Annotated in this window: 13 protein-coding genes; 7 read left to right on the top strand and 6 right to left on the bottom strand. The window is 59.7% G+C overall.

Going from position 1 to position 21,432, the window contains the following annotated elements:
* Positions 1–54 precede the first annotated feature (54 nt).
* Positions 55–1,779 carry a ubiquinone-dependent pyruvate dehydrogenase gene (gene poxB / locus DD236_RS07005; RefSeq protein ID WP_109093661.1) on the top strand — a complete coding sequence of 575 codons (1,725 nt, stop codon included), beginning with the start codon at positions 55–57 and terminating at the stop codon, positions 1,777–1,779.
* Positions 1,780–1,857: 78 nt separating this feature from the next.
* On the opposite strand, the gene DD236_RS07000 is transcribed toward poxB, so the two are convergent.
* Entirely contained in the window at positions 1,858–2,547 is a 690-nt protein-coding gene (locus DD236_RS07000; RefSeq protein WP_207785731.1) for an MgtC/SapB family protein, read from the bottom strand.
* A gap of 323 nt (positions 2,548–2,870) precedes the next feature.
* Here DD236_RS07000 and DD236_RS06995 point away from each other — a divergent pair, with 323 nt between their 5' ends.
* From DD236_RS06995 to DD236_RS06980, 4 genes are all read left to right on the top strand, one after another.
* Complete coding sequence (locus DD236_RS06995) at positions 2,871–5,150, top strand: glycoside hydrolase family 3 C-terminal domain-containing protein (protein ID WP_109093660.1); 2,280 nt, start codon at positions 2,871–2,873, stop codon at positions 5,148–5,150.
* Between the two features lie 90 nt (positions 5,151–5,240).
* On the top strand, positions 5,241–6,893 hold the full coding sequence (locus DD236_RS06990) for an ABC-F family ATP-binding cassette domain-containing protein (RefSeq protein WP_109093659.1): 1,653 nt from the start codon (positions 5,241–5,243) through the stop codon (positions 6,891–6,893).
* The gene (locus tag DD236_RS06985) at positions 6,886–7,485 is read left to right on the top strand and encodes a TetR/AcrR family transcriptional regulator (RefSeq protein WP_109093658.1); all 600 of its coding nucleotides are present in this window, start codon (positions 6,886–6,888) and stop codon (positions 7,483–7,485) included. The genes DD236_RS06990 and DD236_RS06985 overlap by 8 nt, the downstream gene beginning before the upstream one ends.
* A 335-nt stretch (positions 7,486–7,820) precedes the next feature.
* A complete protein-coding gene (locus DD236_RS06980; protein ID WP_207785730.1) occupies positions 7,821–9,092 on the top strand; it encodes a hypothetical protein in 1,272 nt (423 codons plus the stop codon).
* A 40-nt stretch (positions 9,093–9,132) separates the two neighbouring features.
* On the opposite strand, the gene DD236_RS06975 is transcribed toward DD236_RS06980, so the two are convergent.
* The gene (locus DD236_RS06975) at positions 9,133–10,515 is read right to left on the bottom strand and encodes an SLC13 family permease (protein WP_109093657.1); all 1,383 of its coding nucleotides are present in this window, start codon (positions 10,513–10,515) and stop codon (positions 9,133–9,135) included.
* 289 nt (positions 10,516–10,804) lie between these two features.
* Positions 10,805–12,355, bottom strand: coding sequence for a helix-turn-helix transcriptional regulator (locus tag DD236_RS06970; protein ID WP_109093656.1), 1,551 nt, complete (start codon positions 12,353–12,355; stop codon positions 10,805–10,807).
* Positions 12,356–12,463: 108 nt separating this feature from the next.
* Here DD236_RS06970 and DD236_RS06965 point away from each other — a divergent pair, with 108 nt between their 5' ends.
* Positions 12,464–13,180, top strand: coding sequence for an HNH endonuclease family protein (locus tag DD236_RS06965; protein WP_243410044.1), 717 nt, complete (start codon positions 12,464–12,466; stop codon positions 13,178–13,180).
* A gap of 4 nt (positions 13,181–13,184) precedes the next feature.
* On the opposite strand, the gene DD236_RS06960 is transcribed toward DD236_RS06965, so the two are convergent.
* From DD236_RS06960 to DD236_RS06950, 3 genes are all read right to left on the bottom strand, one after another.
* Positions 13,185–14,117 (bottom strand): aldo/keto reductase, encoded by a 933-nt coding sequence (locus tag DD236_RS06960; RefSeq protein WP_109093655.1) that lies wholly within the window; start codon positions 14,115–14,117, stop codon positions 13,185–13,187.
* A 112-nt stretch (positions 14,118–14,229) separates the two neighbouring features.
* Complete coding sequence (locus DD236_RS06955; RefSeq protein ID WP_243410043.1) at positions 14,230–15,837, bottom strand: ABC-F family ATP-binding cassette domain-containing protein; 1,608 nt, start codon at positions 15,835–15,837, stop codon at positions 14,230–14,232.
* Between the two features lie 619 nt (positions 15,838–16,456).
* Complete coding sequence (locus DD236_RS06950; protein ID WP_109093653.1) at positions 16,457–19,567, bottom strand: GH92 family glycosyl hydrolase; 3,111 nt, start codon at positions 19,565–19,567, stop codon at positions 16,457–16,459.
* Positions 19,568–20,061: 494 nt separating this feature from the next.
* Between DD236_RS06950 and DD236_RS06945 the strand changes: the two genes are divergently transcribed.
* A complete protein-coding gene (locus tag DD236_RS06945; RefSeq protein WP_207785728.1) occupies positions 20,062–21,429 on the top strand; it encodes a class-II fumarase/aspartase family protein in 1,368 nt (455 codons plus the stop codon).
* Positions 21,430–21,432: the final 3 nt, after the last annotated feature.

The raw sequence follows: 21,432 nt of genomic DNA, 5'->3' as shown, positions 1-21,432 counted from the left end.
TTCGATAGGCTTTTCACGTAAAGCATTGATGGGAACTGATGGGGAAGGACCACCATGGCCACGGTTGCGCAGAATATGGTTGACACACTTGAGGCGAACGGAGTTGAACGCGTCTACGGAATTCCCGGCGATTCGCTCAACGGATTCACGGATGCCCTTCGCAATTCACAGATTGAATGGGTGCATGTGCGCCATGAGGAGGCCGCTGCGTTTGCGGCAGCTGGAGAAGCGGGCGTTACGGGAGACCTCGCAGTGTGTGCTGGTAGTTGCGGACCGGGCAACCTTCACCTGATCAACGGCCTGTTTGATGCTCAGCGCTCCCGCGTCCCGGTTCTGGCTATCGCCGCGCATATCCCAAGTGCGGAAATCGGTTCGAACTATTTTCAGGAGACTCATCCTCAGGAGCTGTTCCGCGAGTGCTCGGTGTACGTAGAGAACGTGTCTACCCCCGCACAGATGCCTCGTGTGCTCCGCCTTGCGATGCAGGCCGCGGTGGAGAAGAGGGGTGTCGCCGTCGTCGTTATTCCAGGTGACGTGGCTCTAGACGAAGCGGTTTCAAACAACATCGCGCAGATAACTACGGCCCGGCCGCGCGTCATCCCCCAGAAGGCGGAACTGGAGCGCGCGGCATCCCTGCTTAATGATACAAAGAAGGTGACCATCCTTGCCGGAGCCGGTGCGGCAGACGCTCACGACGAGGTGATTGCGCTGGCAGATGCGCTCAAGGCGCCGATCGTCCACGCTCTACGGGGCAAGCAATACTTGGAGCACGATAATCCGTTCGATGTAGGGATGACGGGGCTGCTTGGCTTCACGTCGGGTTATCGTGCGATGGAGGATTCGGATCTGGTCCTGATGCTCGGCACGGACTTCCCGTACCAGCAGTTCTATCCGGAGCATGCGCTGAAGGTTCAGGTGGATATTCGCGGTGAAAATCTTGGCCGCCGGACGCCACTGGATCTAGGAATCGTTGGGGACGTGCGGGATACCGCCGAGGCGTTGCTTCCGCTGATCAAGCCGAAGAAGTCCCAAGCCCATCTTGATTCTTCCATCGATCACTACAAGAAGACCCGCAAGAAGCTTGACGAGCTGGCAACGCCAACGGCCCGCGGCAAACTCATTCACCCCCAGTACGTGGCGCGCCTCGTCAACGAACTCGCGGCAGATGATGCTGTGTTCCTGCCGGATGTGGGATCGCCGGTTGTATGGGCTGCGCGTTACTTGGAGATGAATGGTAAGCGCGGGCTGATTGGCTCGTTCAACCATGGATCGATGGCGAACGCAGTCTCCCAGGCGATCGGAGTTCAGGCGGCGGACCGCAAGCGGCAGGTTGTGGCTCTGGCGGGCGATGGCGGGCTTGCTATGATGCTTGGTGAGCTCCTGACGTTTAAGCAGAACGAGCCCCTCCCCGTGAAGATTATCGTGTTCTCGAATTCGTCCCTGAACTTCGTAGAGTTGGAGATGAAGGCCGCCGGCTTCGTCACCTATGGCACTGAACTCTCGAACCCAGATTTCTCGGCCGTGGCCCGTGCGGTTGGCCTGTACGGCGTGCGCGTGACGGAATCCGATCAGGTGGAGGGCGCGCTGCGCGAAGCCTTTGCCTATGATGGCCCGGCACTCGTTGAGATCGTCACCGATCGGCAGGAGCTGTCCATGCCGCCCACGATCAACCTTGAGCAGATGCGCGGCTTCACGCTGTACACGCTGCGCACGGTTCTTTCCGGCCGCGGCGATGAGATTCTGAATCTTGCCAAGACCAATCTCCGCCAGATCTTCTAGCGGTTTTTAGGACGACGACGAAGGCCCACCGCCACAACCGGTGGGCCTTTTTCGGCGCTCAGTTAGCTAATCTGGCAGTTACTCCACCTCGTCTGCGATCTGCACCTCACGGACGCCGTCAAATTCGGAGAGCCAACTGACGAGGGTGGCTAGATCATGGCTGCCCTTGAGGCGGATGTTGACCTGCGCGTATTGTTCCTCGCCTGACTTGAGGCGACGCGAGGAGAGGACTTCCGAGCCAAAACCTCGCTTGGAGATTTCGAGGAGGAGCTCGCGCAGGATCCCGCGCCCGTCCTCATAGGAGATCTGGATGGTTTGGCCCGTGCGTTTGGTTATCCAGTGGAAGAGCGGGGCGATCGCCAGTACCAGAAGGAAGTAGGCGAGCACCACCATGATGGCAACGCTGAACATTTCGGCGCCACAAGCCATGCCGATCGCGGCGGCCACCCAGATGGCGCTGGCCGTGGTGAGGCCGCGGATGGCATCGTGGTGGAACCAGATGACGCCAGCGCCAATGAATCCGATACCGGAGACGATTTGGGCCGCGATGCGCGAGCCGTCCCAGCGAAGGTTCCCCGTCAGGTCCGCAGGAAATCCTCCGATCGAAACCAGCGTGAATAGGCAACTGCCCACGCCCACGAGCACGTGGGTGCGCATCCCAGCGTCCTTGTGCCGTAGTTCCCGCTCGGCCCCGATGAGGGCGCTCAGCACGAATGCAAACAGAATCGCCAGCATCTGCCCGGTTGTTGGCATTGCAAAATAGTCCATAATTCTCCTCTGGATGCGAGCCTAGCGCGGTGGCGTCGCAGAGGCCACGGTTTTTGGTTGCGATGGCTGAAGAGCGGTGGCACAGTGTGATGTGGGGCATAGCGTCCGCTCACTCGGAGATTTGACGCAATCCCGGGGATCGGTTTGAAGGACCGACCCACGCTCGGGGTAAGGCGCAACACCAGGGGAGGTGACATACGGCGAATGAACCGGCCGCTGGTGGAGGATGTGGCACCTCTTCGCCTCGGAATGCTCGCCAGCGTCACTTCTCCAAACGCCCCATTATTCGACTCGGTAACCCAGCACTCCGAAAGGACTCACACATGGCAACCTCGCCACATGCCCAAGATCAGCTCGCCAATCTGACCATCGAGGAGAAGGCATCGCTCACCTCGGGGCAAGATTTCTGGCATACGCAAGGTATTGACCAGCGAGTCCCTCCCATCATGATGACGGACGGGCCCCACGGCCTGCGCAAGCAGGCGGGGGAGACGGATCACTTGGGCCTGAATGCGAGCGTCCCCGCCACCTGTTTCCCGCCTGCGGTTGCGCTAGCTTCCACTTTCGATCCGGAGTTGGCACGCCGCGTAGGTGAGGCGCTCGGTACCGAATCAGCGATCGAGGACGTTGCCGTGATTCTCGGCCCGGGCATTAACATCAAGCGGTCCCCGCTGTGCGGCCGCAACTTCGAGTACTTCTCGGAGGATCCGATCGTGGCAGGCGCGCTCGGCACCGCGCTCGTGCAAGGCATCCAGTCCAAGGGCGTGGGCGCCTCGCTCAAGCACTTCGCGGCGAATAATCAGGAGACTGACCGCATGCGCATCTCATCCGACGTGGATATGCGCACGCTCCACGAGGTCTACATGCGTGCCTTCGAGCGCGTGGTCAAGGATGCCAAGCCGTGGACCGTCATGTGTTCCTACAACAAGATCAATGGCGTTTATGCCTCCGAGAACCCCTGGTTGCTCACTCAGGTGCTGCGTGAGGAGTGGGGGTTCGACGGCCTAGTGGTCTCGGATTGGGGAGCCGTCAACGAACGCGTCCCCGGGCTCGCGGCGGGAATGGATCTAGAGATGCCGGCTAGCGGAGGGGCCACGGACGCGGAGATCGTCGCAGCGGTAAGCGATGGCTCCCTCGATCCGGAGGTTCTGAACACAGCTGCTACACGGGTACTTGATCTGGTTTCCCGTGCGCAGAACCGTCCCGAAATCTCAGGTCCGCTAGATGTTCACGCCCACCACGCTTTGGCTCGCGAGGTTGCGGGGCGTTCCGTTGTTCTTTTGAAGAACGACGACGACGTCCTTCCCCTTCACCCCGACCAAACCGTAGCGTTGATCGGGGAATTTGCGCGGACACCGAGGTTCCAAGGTGGCGGATCGTCCCATATCAACCCGACTCAGGTGGACAATGCTCTGGACGCGTTCACCTCGCTCAAGGGTGAGGCGATGGAGTTCGCACCCGGATTCACGTTCGACGGCTCGAATGCAGAGGAGCTGCGCGAGGAGGCGGTGGCGCTCGCGTCCAAGCAGGACGTGGCCGTGGTGTTCGCCGGACTGCCCGAGGCGGAGGAATCCGAAGGATTCGATCGCGAGCATATCGATCTACCCCAAGTTCAGCTTGACCTAATTGAGGCGGTGAGGGCGGTGAACGAAAAGACCGTCGTCGTCCTATCAAACGGATCCGTCGTAGCCTTGCCGTTCAAGGAAGAAGTTCCGGCCATCGTGGAGGCTTGGCTGCTCGGCCAGGCGGGTGGATCGGCGATCGCGGACGTGTTGAGTGGAACGGTAAACCCGGCCGGTCGGCTCGCGGAAACTATCCCGCTGCGGCTGGAGGATACGCCAGCCTACGGTTCGTTCCCTGGCGCCCATGGGCACGTGCGATATGCGGAGGGTATCTACGTGGGGTACCGCTGGTACGACTTCCGGGACATAGATGTGGCCTTCCCGTTCGGGCACGGGCTTTCCTACACGACGTTCGGATACGGGGAGCCGAATGTTGCGGTTTACAGTGATGGAGATCTGGCGATTTCACTTGACGTGACCAACACGGGTTCCCGCGATGGCCGCGAAGTGGTGCAGGTGTACGTGGGCCTCCCCGATTTCGAGGTGGAGCGGGCGCCACGCGAGCTCGCTGCGTTCGCGCCGGTGGATATTCCGGCCGGCGAGACCCGGCGGGTGGAGCTCATCGTGCGGCGTGAGGATCTGGCGTACTGGGATGAGCGGGTGAATCGGTTTGTTGTGGAAGGCGGAACCTATCGAATCGATGTGGGTGCTTCCAGCCGGGACCTGCGCCGGCAGGTAGACGTTGAGATAGCCGGAGATTCGGTTTCGCTACCGTTGACCCTCAACTCCTCGATCGGGGACGTGCTCGCGAATCCCGTGGTTGGGCCGGTTCTTCAGAAGCAGATGGCGGGGATGATGGATGCGGCGGGCGCGGCTGGCACAGAAGGCGGCGCGAGTGGGGACGGCGGCGACGCGATCATGAACCCGGTTGCGATGCAGAGGATGCTCGCTGATTTCCCGATTGGCAGATTGGCGGCGTTTGGGATGGGCATGGACAAGGCGCAGTTGGCGCAGCTGATCGCCGCGGCGAATGGTGAGTGACTAGGTAGACGCCGAGTGACGCGGTAAACGCGGGGTTCAATGGTAGCTTAGTTTCATCGTTTCTATCACAGCTGTGATAGATTCGGGCGTATGGGCCATCTAGACCTCAATTCGATCTCATACACGCTGCCTGACGGCCGTCCGCTGCTTCGCGAGGTGTCTTTTCATGTGGGAGAAGGTCAACGGCTAGCGCTAATCGGGGCCAATGGGGCTGGCAAGACAACGCTGCTGCGGATCATTACGGGCGAACTTCAGCCGAGTGAGGGTGCTGTGACGTTGTCTGGCACCCTCGGCGTACTCCGCCAGTTCGTCACGGGAGGGACGGTGGCCGAGCTATTGCTGGGTGTTGCACCTGCCGCGATCCAACGGTCCGCCAAGAACTTAGCGGCGGCCGAGCATGCAATGCTCACCAAAGGAAGTGAGCAGTCCCAGATGGCCTATGCCGGAGCAGTAGCCGCGTGGGGCGATGCGGGCGGATACGAGGCAGAGGTTTTGTGGGACACGTGCACTGTGTCCGCATTGGGCTTGTCATTCGATGAATGCCGCGAGCGCCCGGTATCCACGCTCTCGGGCGGGGAACAGAAACGGCTAGCTCTTGAGGCGCTGGTTCGGGGACCTCATGATCTCCTCATGCTAGATGAACCGGATAACTCGCTGGATGTTCCGGGCAAGCGGTGGCTAGAGAGCCAGCTTCAGGCAACGAAGAAAGGTGTGCTCTATGTGAGTCACGATCGCGAGCTACTGGCCCAAACGGCCACCTCGATAGCCACCCTTGAGGTGGGGGCTGCCGGCAACACGTGTTGGATTCACTCGGGCAGCTTTCGCAGCTATCACAAATCGCGGGATCAGCGCTTTGAGCGGTTGGACGAACAACGGCGCCGCTGGGACGAGGAGCATGCGAAGCTCCGCCGGCTAGTCCAAAACTATAAAGAGAAGGCCGCCTACAACGATGGTATGGCTTCCCGCTACAAGGCGGCCCAGACTAGGCTGGCCAAGTTCGAGGCGGCGGGCCCGCCTGAGGAGCAGCCGGCCGAGCGCAAGCTCAAAATGCGTCTAGGAGGCGGCCGCACAGGTAAGCGTGCGCTTGTGTGCGAGCAGTTGGAGCTGACAGATCTTATCTTCCCGTTTGATTTTGAGGCGTGGTATGGCGATCGTGTGGCCGTGCTGGGATCTAACGGCTCGGGCAAGTCCCACTTTCTGCGGCTCTTGGCGGCTGGGGGAACAACGCCGGAGGCGGATCAAGTACCTCCTGATATTACGATTGCGCCGGTTGAACACGAGGGAATCGCAAAGCTCGGTGCGCGCGTGCAGCCCGGATGGTTCGTGCAGAACCGGGACCGGCCAGATCTGGCGGGCCGGAGCCTCCTTGATATCTTGCATAGGGGAGATGCACGCCGTTCCGGCATGGCAAGAGAACAGGCATCGCGGGCCCTCGCCCGCTATGAGCTCAACCATCAGGCAGAACAGGACTTCGATTCGCTGTCCGGCGGTCAGCAGGCTCGCTTTCAGGTGCTCTTGCTGGAATTAGGTGGGGCCACGATGCTGCTGCTGGACGAGCCCACAGACAATCTCGATCTAGAATCGGCCGAGGCCCTCCAAGAGGCGCTCCGGACATACGAGGGAACGGTTCTGGCAGTGACTCACGATCGATGGTTTGCTCGGGACTTCGATAGATACCTTGTTTTCGGTGCGGACGGCGAAGTTAACGAAAGCTCCGAGCTCGTATGGGGTAGTGATGAGTAGGCGGGTGGATCCGGCCCTTCGCCGCCAGCAGGTGGTCGAGGCGGCCTTCCGCCTTCTTGTTGCGGAAGGAATTGGTAGCGTCTCGCTCAGGAAGGTAGCCGACGAATCGGGAATCAACGTCGGTTCTGTGCGCCACTACTTCGGCAGCCACGAGGATTTGCTTATCGCCGTGGCTGGCGAGGCAGGGGACCGGATGGGAGCGCGCCTTGCCATGCACCCTGCCAGCGCCCTCCGCGGGCTGAGTGGCACCGCAGCTGTAGCCGGCCTTCAAAAAATAGTGGAGGACGTTCTCCCGCTTGACGCGGACCGCCGCGAGGAAGCCATCGTGGTCACGGAGCTTGTCATGGCCTCACGAACGATGCCAGTATTCGCTGACATGGTTCGCCAAATGGGGGAGGACTTAGTCGCAGTACTGGAGGAGGCGCTCGCGGCGCTGGGCTCACAGACACCGCGCACCAATGCTCAGCACATAGCCGCTTTCATCGGTGGGCTGACGGTTGACATGATCACGCCGCACGGCACCGGGGCCTCCATCGATGCCTGCGGCCTCTTACGTTCATTCCTAACGCGCCTTGTCACGCCGGGTCGCTAACGGACCGGATTGAGCTCCTTTCTGGATCTGCGGCTACTAGCACAACGTTGAGAAGCATCCGGTCGCTGCGCTCGTGGGGTAGTTGGGCATGCCAGACCCACGGCCTTCTAATCCGTATGCTGGCCCCGCTAATCCGTAAGTCGGCTCAGCTAATCAGTAGGCCGGCCCCGACGCTCGTGGGAAAGTAGGACTTAGGGCGGGCTCAACGTCTCCGCGATCACGGCAACACTGATTGTGCGTGGAGTGTTCACCTAATGTTCACTTATTGGTGGCCGTGAGTTTGTGTTCGCTCGCCAGACTCTATCTATGGCCAAAATCGTTTGGACGGTAGTGGCGTGAGCGCGGCAGTTATAGTTGCCGGGGATCGCGCCCAAGCCCTAGATCAGACCATGAGTGAGCCCCAGATCAGCGAACAGCCGATCACTGAGCCTCCTCGGGAAGGGCCTTACGCGCCCAGCCGCGTTAAGAGGCCCAGCGGCCGGGGTAAGACAGCACGTGACTGGCTCCTTGTAGCGGCTGCGATCTACGTGCTGATCACGGCTGTCTCTGGAATCGGAGCCGGTTTCACGATGGCAACGGGAGGGCAGGCGGGCGAGCTTTTCCAGTTCGCCTCCAACCCGTTCGTTGGGCTTGTGATCGGCATTCTTGCCACGGTTCTCACCCAGTCCTCATCCACCACCACGGCCATCACCGTCGGCATGGTGGCCGGTGGGTTGCCGATCGGAATTGCGATTCCCGTCCTGCTGGGCGCAAACATCGGAACCACCGTGACCTCCACGCTGGTGAGTCTGGGTATGGCGAAGGACAAGTTGGTCTTTCAGCGTGCATTCGGGGCGGCCAGCGTACATGATATGTACAACCTGCTCTCGGTATTGATCTTCCTGCCTCTCGAGCTATCGTTTGGAATTCTCGAGCGTTCATCGGCGTGGCTCGCCGAGGCTACGGGCGGCTCTGGAGGTGGACCCGTTGCCGCCGCATTCGCGGGCATCGGAGGCGCGGTGCGTGCGCTCATCGATCCCGGCGTCAACATTCTGAAATGGTTAGTCAGCCCATTGCCGGAAGTCTGGGCAGGAATCATCCTGATCGTTCTGGGAGTCGTGCTGATCTTGGCCGTCATCAACCTGATCGGCAAGATGCTCAAGGCGCTCATGGTGGGAAGAGCCGAAAGAATCTTCCACGCAGCGATCGGCCGTAACCCGATTTCCGGCCTCATTTCGGGAACTCTCATCACAGTGATGGTCCAGTCATCATCTACAACAACCAGCCTTGCCGTGCCACTCGTGGGGTCAGGCAAGTTCACGGTCAAGCAGATCTTCCCATTCACCGTTGGTGCCAACATTGGCACCACACTAACCGCGCTTATCGCCGCGTTCGCATTCACCGGGTTCGAGGGCGAACTCGCGCTGCAAGCCGCCTACGTGCACGTCCTCTACAATCTGTTCTGCGCCGCGGTGATCTTCGGCCTGCCGTTCCTGCGTCCGCTGCCCGTTAAGGGCGCGCTCTGGCTGGCGCGGCTCGGCGCTCAGAATAAGCTGTACGTTGTTTCGTGGGTCCTCGGCGTATTCCTCGTGATCCCCGGCTTGCTGCTTCTGATCTCCGTGGCATAGCGGGAGTAGAACCGGATGTCTCGTACCGCCGGCTAACCCCTTAAACCAGCCCGATCCACGTCCAGTAAGTCACCACCATAAGGCTCATGAAGGCCGCGCCCAGAACGCTCATGACGGCGCCGGTCTTGTTGAGCTCGCGGGAGGTGATCTCCCCGGTTCCCATGGCAACGGCGTTGGGCATGTTGGAAACCGGCAGCAGGTACTGATGGTGCATGTTCATGCCGAGCACCAGAGCGAAGGCCCGTGGATCGGCCCCGATAGTAACGGCGTGGGCGATGACGATGGGCGTCAGAGCAGTTGTCTTGGGCCCGCCGCCGGTGAAGAACACTTGGAGCAGTGTGATGGCCCAGATCATGATGATGAGCTGGATCGGAATCGAGAGGTTGTTGAGCGGGCTGAACAGCGTGCTCGCGAGCCATTCGGCCGCGCCGGAGGTGGTGAGCGCGGTTCCCATGGACAGGCCCGCACCGTACAGCACGAAGACGTCCCACGGGACCTTTGGTTGGGCTTCCTTCCAGGTCATGACCCCGATATCAGGGAGCATAAGGAAGATGATCGAGAGCAGCCCGATCACGCCCACTGCAAATCCGTGGAACGAATCGGTTGCCCACAGCAAGAGCGTGGCCACGAACACTACGGCAGTGTACTTCTCGTCCCGGGTGATCGGCCCCATAGCGGCGAGCTCGCGGTGCACATAGGTTCCGGCAGATTCGAGTGTGCCTACCTCGGGCTTCCACATTTTCTGGATGATGAAGACGGAGATGGCGGCCAGTGAGAACGCGGGTAGCCCGCCGATCTTGAACCATTCGGACCAGCTGACGGCCTCCCCGGTGGCGCCTTCGATGAGGCCCGCCGTGATCGGGTTGCCTACGTGACCGGTGAGTACGCCAATGCTCATCATGGTGCCGCTCATGGCCACGATGAACAAGAGTGCCTTGACGATGTTGGAGTTGCCTTGCTCGGCCTCAAAAGCCTTTCCGATTCCCAGAATGATCGGGATCATGAGGAGTGTTCGCGCCGTGATGGATGGCACGAGGAAGGTGAGAACCGCAAGAACGGCGGCCACGGCCCAATAGATTTTGATGGGCGAGCCCCCGGCAACGCGAACTAGCGCGAGGGCGATACGCTTGGAGAGTTGAGACTTTTCCATCGCGCCCGCCATGATGAAGCCGATCACGATGAGCCACAGTGAGCTGTTGGAGTATCCAACAAGAGCCCCATTGAGATCGGTTGCACCAGAGATTGCCAGCAAGAACACGATAATGAGTCCGGACAATCCCTGAGAGACCGCCTGAGTCATCCACACGATGATCGCGAACGCAGCTACTCCCAGCGTTGCCCGCGCCTCGTGGCTCAGTGTTTCGGGGAACGGCACCACGTAGGTGACTAACCCGAACGTGACTATTGCGAGCATTAGAAGCATCCAGTGCTTTTTCAAACCAGCATCTCCTGACTTGCGCGCAGGACACCGGCCCCGCTCAAACTGAAGCAGGGTCACACTGAAGCTGACCCTGCTTAATTGGACAGGCATTCCGTCTGGATGGACGAGACGCCAGGATTGTCAGCTCAGATGCGACGCGGCATTTGCTGACAAGAGCAATACTGTTTCGAGACTAGTCCTTGGGAATGCGTTGTTCTGGCAGACCTAAGTCCCGCCGTCCACTAGTATGGGGCCTTACGTATTTTTTTAACGACGACGACGTTGCCTCTCTCTACAACAAACCTCGCCGTTCACCTTCGATCACCGCAGCGTTACGCGAGGTGACGCCGAGCTTGCGGTAGAGGCCTCTCAGATGCCCTTTAACGGTGTTGATTGAGACAAAATCGGCTTTGGCTATCTGTTCGCGGGTGAGACCTTTGGCGAGTGAGCGAAGGATTTCCAATTCGCGATCGGTCAGCCGATCCTGATATGCCGGGAACATTCGGAATCCTGGCGCAGAGCTGGTGGTGGCCTTTGGCCATTCTTTAAACTCATTTTCAGCGAACTCTCGTACCGGTACAGGGAACCAGACAACCTCGTAGGGGCGCAGCCCGCCACTTATCTTCAGCACGCTTTTCAAGGCGGAGCGGCACCCATCAACCGATCCCAACTGGAGCTGAGCGGCTGCAACCAGGCCGAGGCGTTGTAATTCGAGAGATCTGAGGCCGGTGGTTTTAGCCCTGAGAGCTGAGGCGATGTCTAGTGCTTCACGCGGGCGTCCGCCGAGCAGCTCGATGAGCGCTAACGTAAGCTTAACGGGAGGGAAATTGGGGTCAGCAGTTTCTAGGCGTTCGCGTGCTGTGTCAAGGTTCCCGTGGACTATTGAGATGTAAGCTCCCCACAACGGCAAAACAGAGGCCGTGACGCCCTGCCGCTCCACTTTAGGGAAGGGGAGACCCTCATAATGCTGGTACCGTGCATTGCCCTCTGGATTATCTCCGTGCCGCATCATGACTCTTTGGAGGCACGCAATATAGAACGGCCACATCTCTCCCACGGCGTTCAGCGGAATATCATCGATCTTTTCCAATGCTGCGTAGGTATCGGAGATTTCAAGGGCGGCTTCTATCAAGGTACGGAGAGCATCTGTGCCATCCTCTACCCAGCTTGCGGTACGCGGTGTGTGGTCGAGTTCGCGAAGCAGGCCGCGGGCACGTTCTGGATCCCCGTAGAGCGCTTCGATCATGGCGGACTTCACGCAAGCATCGCGAACAAAGAAGCCCAGTGAAGGGATCGTGGCATGCATGCGCGCGGACGTGAAGCTCGTCAGAGCTGCCGCGAAGTCTCCGGCAAGCATAGCGGTAACGCCGTGCTGAACGGTTGTGAACAGCGTCCATCCCATCGTTGAATCGAAGAGGGACGCCACGCGGTTCACCGCCACTAGTTCATCCGCAATTTCGAGGGCCTCCACGGAACGCCCTTGTACCCGTAATCCGAGAGTGCGCGCGTAGGAGAGGAAGGAGTCGTAGGGATAACCCCGTCCTTCCACCGATATCGCGAGGTCCTCGAGCTCGGTGTTTCCGTCCGTACTTGGAAAAGGCGAAGTCATGAACGCTGCGACGAATTGTATGAACGGGGAAACGTCGCCACCGTCGCGACGAATCGTGTTGACGATCTCAATGAACCTGCTGGGCAAGAGCCCGAACCACGCCGTGACAAAATCATGCTCGATCAGGGTAGAAACCTTCTGCAGATCCCCCGAGTTGAATGCCTTTTCAATCGCAGCTATGTAAGCTGCCGCGCCCTCTATTGTGCTCGGACTAGCAGGTGACATATTGGACATGTCCCCTCCTTCGTTGGTGGATGGCCACACCTACTATGTTTACCACTTTGTCTTCATTGGGCGATAAAGTTCCGAAGGTTGGAATTGCGTGCAATAAAAGGAGAAAAATTGCCGAAGCCGGGTGCCCGAACTCATGTCCGCAAGAATCGAAGTTCCGGGGTGGCGCTGGCTATTGCGGTTGTACTCATGATCGGCTTCGGTGCAGATTATTTCGTAGATGGGATGGACGGCGGAGGGAATTCGTCGTCGTCACAAACGGGCGCAGCTGAAACCCTCGAAACTCTCCCCATCAAAGGAAGGGCGCCGAAAACGGGGTACTCGCGCGAAGAATACGGACCGCGTTGGGCGGACGTGGATCGCAACGGGTGCGATACGCGTAACGATATTTTGGACCGGGATCTCACCGATAAGGCGTATAAACACGGCACATGTGTAGTGCTTTCGGGCACGTTAGACGACCCATACACGGGCACAGCGATCAATTTCGTACGTGGGCAGGACACCTCCACGGCCGTGCAGATCGATCACGTAGTGGCTCTTTCGGATTCGTGGCAAAAGGGCGCGCAACAGCTCAGTGAGGGTGAGCGCCGGGAGTTCGCGAACGATCCCTACAACTTGCTTGCAGTGGACGGGCCGGCTAATCAGAAAAAGTCTGATGGGGACGCGGCCACCTGGCTGCCTGCCAACAAGGCGTACCGATGCGATTACGTTGCGCGGCAGATCGGGGTGAAGGACAAGTATTCGCTGTGGGTCACCCAAGCCGAACACGATGCGATGGCCGGAGTACTCGCATCGTGTCCGGATCAGGAGGTACCGAAGGGTTAGGGCTTTACGGCACGGTGTAACCGGCGGCGCGATAGATCTGGTACCACTCAGCGCGGGTGAGGTTGATGTCAGCTCCGGCCGCGATCGCGCGAAGGCGATCCGGATTCATGGTGCCCGCGATGACCTGCATATTTGCCGGATGGCGCAGGATCCATGCCGTGGCGATTGTTTCAGACTTCACGCCGTGGGAGTTGGCGAGTTTGTTGAGCACCTCGTTCAGCTCTGGGTAATCGGGATTCTCGAAATAGGTTCCCTTGCCGAGGTCGCTCTGGAACGGGGACCATGCCTGAATCGTGACGTCATTTAGGCGGCAGTAATCAAGGATACCCAGATCGTAGCTGGCGGATTGGTTGAGGCGGGGCATATTCATCGCGGCGCCCTGAGCCATCATCTCGGCATGCGTCGGGGAAAGCTGGAGCTGGTTGACGATCAGCGGCTGCTTCACGAACCTCTTGAGAAGCTCGATCTGCCCCGGCGTCTGGTTCGAGACGCCGAAGTTGCGGACCTTGCCCGCCGCCGCTAGCTCTGAGAATGCGCGCGCTACTTCCTCGGGCTCCACCAGAATGTCTGGACGGTGGAGCAGGAGGATATCGATGTAATCCGTGTTGAGAGCCTCGAGCGAACCGTTCACCGATTCGATGATGTGATCATAGGAGAAATCGAAGTAAGGGCCGGAGGGGACAATTCCTGCCTTGGTCTGGATCGTGATCTCGGAGCGCTCCGCGGGGGAGAGGCGGAGGGCTTCGGCGAAGCGGGCCTCGCAGGCGTGAATCGGGGTGCCGTAGATGTCCGCGTGATCGAAGAAATCGATGCCGCACTCACGGGCCGTTTCATAGAGATCGCGGACCTTGGCGTCCGACAGATCTTGGACCCGCATCATTCCACTGATCACGCTGGGGACCGTGAGGGAGGTGCCGGGGAGGGTGAAGGTCTTCATGTGGTTGAACTCCTTGGACTGGTCGTTACCTCCCACTCTAAGTGCATAGCCGACGAGGTGCCATGGTGCGGGCCTGTTCGCACCAAAAACGCCTCGCCCACCGCCAGACACTTCACCCCAACGAAACCGCCTGCCAATCCCCGAGGTCCCGCAAGAGCTTGCGATCGTGCGTGGAAAGGACCACTGCCGTGCTGGTAGCCTCCAGCGCCTCCGTCAGTTCGTCCACCAAGGCGATCGAGAGCTGATTCGTCGGTTCGTCTAGAAGCAGGACGTTCGGCCGCTCGGCCAGAACCATCGCGAGGTCAAGCCGGCGGCGCTGTCCCAGCGAGAGTTCGCCGATCCGCTTGCTCGCCTCATCCCGCTTGAGCAACCCGAGCGAACCGAGACTAAGCGCCTCGCCCGCAGCCAGACGGCGCCCAGAAACCAGCCGATTCACGTGATCCTTGAACACTTCAGCCGCCCGCTTTTCGAGCGGCAGCGTGGACTCTTGGTGCAAGAAGCCGATCCTCGCCGCCTCGGTGGGCCGCACTCGGCCCTCACTCGGCTCGAGATCTCCCGCAAGAATTCCCAAAAGGGTGGACTTCCCGATTCCATTGGGGCCGGTCACCAGTATCTTCGAGCTACCCTCGATATCCATGGTGACCGGCTCATCAAGCCGCCCTCCGAACCGGACGCCCTCGGCCACGAGCAGAGTGGCCCCAGCGCGTGCGCCGAGCTTGGGAAACCTCAGCTCAAGAGGAGGCTCTGGGACGGTGACCGCGTGGGCCTCGAGCGCCTCTTGACGCCGCTTCACACTTTGGACAAGTCCCGGTGCACGCGTGGCCCGTGTGTGCTTACCTGTGCCTTTATCTGGCCGCCATCCAGAGACGAGCCGGTTCTGGGCCTCGCTCAGATCGCCCTTGAGTTTCGTGCGCTCCTCTTGTTGCCGCGCATAGTCCTGCTCCCAGCGTTCGCGTTCGGCCCGCCGTCCCTCCCGGTATCCTGCATAGCCGCCGCCGTATACGCGTGCGGTCCCGTCCGGGGTGGGATCCAGATCGATGGTCTGCTCCACCACGTCAGCGAGCAGCGCCCGATCGTGGCTCACGATTACCACACCGCCCTCGCGCTCTTTGATGGCTGACGTGAGGAATTCGAGCCCGCTAGAGTCCAAGTGGTTCGTCGGTTCGTCTAGGAGGAGGAAATCGTCTTCACTGCCTAGTAGGCATGCGAGGCGAACACGATACCTCTGGCCAACCGAGAGCTCGGCGAGAGGCCGCGACCAATCGGGCTCCGCCCGTAAAGCCTCCAGCGCCACGCGGATCCGCCGCTCGGCGTCCCACGCATCCAGTGCGGTGGCCTGCTCAAGTGCGCGTGCGAACCAGGCGTCGGCACCGGGCTGGCCGTCCGCCAACGCCTCGCCCGCCGCGTCAAGATCTGCCAGCGCGGTCAGGGAATCTGCGATCGAATCGGCGACGGCTTGCCCGACCGTTCGCTGATCCTCCGTACTCATTTCTTGTTCGGCCATCCCGAGGGCGCCGATTCGCTGGACCGTGCCCTCGTCGGGGCTGAGTTTTCTGGCAAGTACGTGGAGAAGGGTGGACTTTCCGCGGCCATTTTCGCCGACGACGCCAATCCTCGATCCCTCCCGCACCGTCAGATTAACGTCATGAAGCACGCGGGTAGTTCCGCGGGTCATGGAGATCGATGTAGCTGTTAGTTGAATATGGGGTGTGCGTGGCACTGATTTTCCTTCGAAAAGTGCGCGCAAGTTACTGTCTTTGTTGTCCCTCAGCCACCTTGTGGTCATTGACCGGCGCTTTCCTCTCAGCATTCGCTCTGTTGTTTTGCGTGAGGGGTGTAGCCCTCATCTGGGACAACTGAGTGAATCCTGAAGCCGAATGTAGCTAGCTTTCGTGGCACACGAGCGTATGGCACTCAGGTATGGGAAGAATAAAAACAGAATCGTGACAAGGAAACTTGTGCGCGAATAAATAGGTTCACCGTGGCCCTAGCTCGGAGCGGCGCTCAACGAGCGGTCCATCTGCACATTGGGTGCAGGGGGGGCGTCTCAGGCGGAGTGAGCCTTAAAGGAAAAGCAACATCATGCGATACACGCTGGACATACTAGCACGGCGTGGGGCAGTCCCCGCAAGGGGAGCGTGCCACTCCTTAGGGTATGCCAAAAAATACACCGAGCGTCTATATCTGCATACCTCAGCCGACCTCCATGTACCAGGTTTAATGCGTACATATCAGGCGTACCGAGAGCACCTCTTCTGCCTTGAGGGCCACGGGAGAAGAGCCGTAGCGCTCGCGGTAGAAAGGGTGCTCTCAGCGTTAGCTAGAGCTTCTAGCAGCGGCTAGTTCTGCTTGCGCCGGCGCGCCACCAAAACGGTGCCTGCTGCCGTGAGCAGAAGTGCAGCGGCAACTATGCCCGCCACCTTGGCACCGGTGTTGGGCAAGCCAGCATCTCCACCCGAGCCGTCAGCATTGCCTGATCCGCCGGCGTCACCGGCGCCGACAGTGCCACCCGATTCACTCGGATCGGGTGCTGATGTGCTTGGGCCGGTACCGGGTTCACCCGATCCGCCATCACTTGGGTTATCCGAGGGATCGGTGCCGGGTTCACTTGGATCGTCGGTCGGATCCGCACCCAACACCTTGACTGGCACCTCAACGCTGACCGGCTCGAATGTCTCTGGTGCGAACTTGGGGGTGTCTTCACCAGCGGACACGCTGAGCGTCCCGGACAGATTCCCTGCTTTGGCGAACTCAGCCGTCACGCTGAACTCCCAGCCATTATCAGTGGCTTCGGGCTGAGCTTCATATTCTGTTCCATCTGCGGTGAAGGTGGCCGAAACGGTGGGGAAGGTGACGGCGTCGTCGGCGATCTTCGTCAACTCCTCGAACTCAACCTTTCCTACAACGTTTGTTGTTTCAACCCCGGACTGAAACTCGGGTGAGCCCGCCGTGGCCGAAGCCTTGACCTGTACGGGATCGGACACGCTGGGGAGCCGATCGGCGCGGCTGGTGCCCCACGGGGTGTCGCGATCCTGCGTGAGGGTGAAGTCCAAGGTGCCTCCGCTCAGGATGTCCTCTACGTCGAACCACGTGGCTGAGTGATCGGTGCCGTTGACCGCGACGGACTCGATGTATCGCGGCATCGATTCATGCGAACCGGAAGCGTTGATCTGGAGAACAGGGGAATCCGCGTCCGGCCCGAGCCGTAGCGAAGCGGCCTCGACCCGGGGCGAATTGAGCGCCATCATTCCCGAACCCGGCACAACGGGCTCGAAGCCGAGCGTAGCCATGACGTACCAAGAAGCCATCGTTCCTAGATCGTCGTTGCCAACTCCGCCGCCCGGAGTATTGGGGAAGCGGTTGAGGTTGGAAGCTAGGACGTCATTGACGTAAGCGGGGTGGCCCGCCGAACTGTAGAGCCACGGATTCATAATCGTGGGCTCATTGCCGGGATTGTAGCCAATGCTCGAATAGTAATCGGATCCGCCCTTCGCCCAATGGCTGGGGGACTGGCCAGGATTCTCTAGGAGCGCTGGCATATCGAAGTAGTAATCGAGGCGATCGAGGAATTCGTCCGTTCCGCCCATGACTTCTTGTAAGCCGGCATAGTCCTGACTGGCCATCCACTGGTATTGCCACTGGGTGCCCTCGTGGAATCCGGACTTGGTGACGTCATCCTTCTCATTGGAGCGAACGTTGAAGGATCCATCAGGGAACACGGCGTTGACGATGCCCTGATAATCGCCGGAAAGCTCAACATCCGGGTTCCAGAGGGTACGCCACCACTGGCCGCGCTCGAGGAACTCGGCAGCTTCGGGGCGCCCACTGCGCTGGGCCGCGGCTCCTATGGCCGCGTCTGAGATGGCGAACTCCATTGAGGAGGATCCGCCGTGACGGTATTCCTCATACTCTTGACCGAGCCCCGGCTCGTTCTCAAAGTAGAACGGGATGTGGTGGTTCTGGTTGTAGAAATCGGCGCTCTGGCGGCCCACCGACGCTACATCTCCCGGTGTTGGCGTGGTTGCATTCTCGACGAGGTAATCCCACATCGGATCGGCAATATCGTCAGGGACAGTGCCCATGGTGAAGTTTTCGGCTACCCAAGCAGAGGCTGGGTCACCCGCCATAATATTCGTTTCGATCGAGCCGAGCGACCATCGAGGGAACCAACCGCCTTCCACACGTTGCTGATACATAGACCGGACGATGTCCGTGGCATGATCGCGGGCCACTAGGGCATGCAAGGTAGCCTGCGTCCGGTAGGTGTCCCACAACGAGAACGTCTGATGGTACGTCCATCCCTCCGCGGTGTGGACAGCCTTATCCATCCCTCGATAACGGCCATCCACGTCCGAGCCGATCGTAGGGGAGAGCAGCGCCTTGTAGAGCTGCGTGTAGAAGATGATGCGGGCGTCATTGGAGGCAGTTATGGTGGCAGCGCCGAGCTGATCGTCCCAGCCAGCTTCTGCGGCTGCGCGGGCCTGCGCGAACGTCAGGGTGTCATCCGACGTCTCGCTGGTGCGGTTTGCTCGGGCTCCATCCACGTCCACGAAGGAGATGCCCACGGCGATTTCGACGTCCTGATCAGTAGTGGTGTCAAAGGTGGCGACTGCGCCGTTCTGGCCGCCGTCCGAGACGGACGATGGTGATTCTTCGGTGTAGGTTCCCGAGCCGTCCCACGTGCCCGTCGAATCCGCCGGCCGGTCAAAGTGGGCGCTGAAAAACACCTTCTCTGTGGTGGACGTTCCGCCGCAGAATCCACCGTTTTCTACAAAGCCTTCTAGGGTCTGGTCATCTACCCACGCGACTTCGCTGGAGCCGGCATCCCGCAGGGTTTCGCCTACATTCAAGGAGAGGTGGCCGGTGTCCGAATCCGCAAACTCGTACCGATGGACGCCAACACGCTCGGTCGTGGTCAACTCTGCCGTGACGCCACCTTCAAGCTGAACGGTGTAGTACCCGGCGTGTGCGGCTTCGCTGCCATCCACCATCGCGATCTGCTCACGGGCGGTGATGGGAGAGTCTGCCGCGGAGGGTTCAACCAGGATCTCGCCCGCCGCGGGGCACCCAGCCGAATTGATGTGGCGGTGGCTGAATCCCCACACCCACCTATTGTCAGGGCTATATGAGGTATTGCCATACGAGTTGGCGTTGTCCGGGCTGAGCTGGACCATACCGAAAGGTGCTGTTGCTCCCGGATAGGCGTTGCCTTCGCTCGACGTTCCCACGAACGGGTTGACTAGTGCGGACAGCCCCTCTGCCTGGGCTGCGGGTGCTGCTGGCGCCGGTTGTGCTGCTTGTGCCGGTGCCACAGGCGCCGATCCTGCTGCAGTAGGTTGTGCGGTAGCTGCTCCGCCTCCCGTGATGGAGGTTATGGCAAGTGCCGTGGCGGCCAACGTAGAACCGGCTGATCGCCGGTGGCGCCTGAGTGGGGATTGATGTTTTCTCATGATCCTCCTTGATTGCGCGCCGCGAAGTTGCTCCCGCCCTTCAGCTTCGAACCGGGCGGGTACTGGCGGGGTGGCCTGTGCAGCGCATGGCGAGTCTATCGTGACAGCGCTGCCAATGGAACCGCTTCGAGTGTTCGAGTTGGGTGACTGGGAGGCAGTTCGTGACCTAGCCGTACACGCTGACGCGCTAGGAAGGGTTGCTCGGCATATATGCGAGCCATGTCCTGTGATGCGTCAGTGTGCACGTGGTGTACGTGCAAAGCAACCGTAGTTCTCCGGGACTCGTGCGAATCGCATCCTTTGTAGGAGTCTCCGTCTCGTTCCTGTGGGGACTGAGGTCCCATATTTCTACTAATAATATGGATTCGAATCCATATTGAGGGATTCAGAGTGGCTCAACTATAGACAAGTAATTTGTGGCGCATTTAGGCTGACACTATGGAATCGAATCCATACCAGATGGGAAATAACTGTCAAACGTTGAAAGGTCTACGATGATTGCAAGCAAATCGCCATTCTCGATGCTTTACCAGTTTGCGGCGAACAAGGATCAGCTCAAGATCTATTCGGACGAAGAAACTATCAAAGCTTGGCTCGATGTTGAGGCAGCACTAGCTACTGCTCAAGGTGAGGCGGGAGTGATCCCAGAGGATCACGCTAGCCAGATCTTTGACGCCTGCAGTATAGACAATATCGACCGTGAAGAACTCTGGAAGTCTGCGCAGAACGTTGGTTACCCAATTTTCGGACTAGTTCGCCAAGTATCATCGCACTTGCCTGACGGCCCTAACGGGCACGTTCACTACGGAGCCACTACTCAAGACATTATGGATTCAGGGCAGGCACTTCAGATGTCGCGGTCGCTTGCTGCCATGGATCAGCAACTCCAGACGCTCGGAGACCTTCTGTCTGAGATTTCCCAGAAGTACCGTGACACAGTGATGCCGGGCCGGACGCACGCTCAGCAGGCCGTTCCAACATCGTTTGGAGCAACCGTTGCCGTGATTCTTGATGAGCTTCGCCGCCAGCGTGACCGCCTCGCACATGCTTACAACAGTGTTCGAGTGATTTCGCTGTTTGGGGCGGGTGGTACTAATGCCGCTCAAGGTCCGCATTCGATTGAGGTGCGGTCTCGTGTGGCCGAGCTGCTTGGCTTGCGAGATACTGATGTTCCTTGGCACGTGGACCGTGACGTCCTTGCGGAGTACGGCTACTTCTGTGCCACTATCTGTGGCACGCTTGCCAAGTTGGCGCGTGACGTCGTGGATCACTCACGGTCTGAAGTGGGGGAGGTGTTCGAGCCTTACAATCCTCACCGCGGTGCTTCGTCGACGATGCCGCAAAAAGTCAATCCGATTTCTTCTGAGCTCATCATCGGGATGTCGTCAACGGCATCGGCGCTCCTCTCGGTCTTCACCAGGATGCAGGAAGCTGGCCATCAGCGTGCTGCGGGTGAATGGCAAGCCGAATGGCTGGCCGTGCCCACGATGGGCACACTTGCTGGCTCAGCATTGGATGAGGCGATCGTCATTGCCAGCGGTATACGAGTAAACCCTGAGCGGATGAAGGAAAACCTGAAGATCGATGGGGGCCTCATTATGGCTGAGGCCCAAATGATTCAGTTGGCAGAGTATTTGGGCCGCGAGGATGCACACGATCTTCTGTATGAAGCTTCCACGCTGGCCCGCGATAAGAGTCTCGTTTTGGCAGATGCACTGCGCGAGGTTGCCAAGAATGCTGGCAAGAGCGATCTTCTCCCAGAGAAGCTGGTCGCTCCTGAGGACTACCTTGGCGAAGCTGGCCACATCGTTGACTCTGCCGTTGCTGCATGGTCCTCCACTCCCGCGCTCCAGAAGGGCTGACCC

The organism is Ancrocorticia populi, from assembly GCF_003123745.1.
GTDB lineage: Bacteria > Actinomycetota > Actinomycetes > Actinomycetales > Actinomycetaceae > Ancrocorticia > Ancrocorticia populi.
This window is presented reverse-complemented; position numbering and strand designations above follow the sequence as displayed.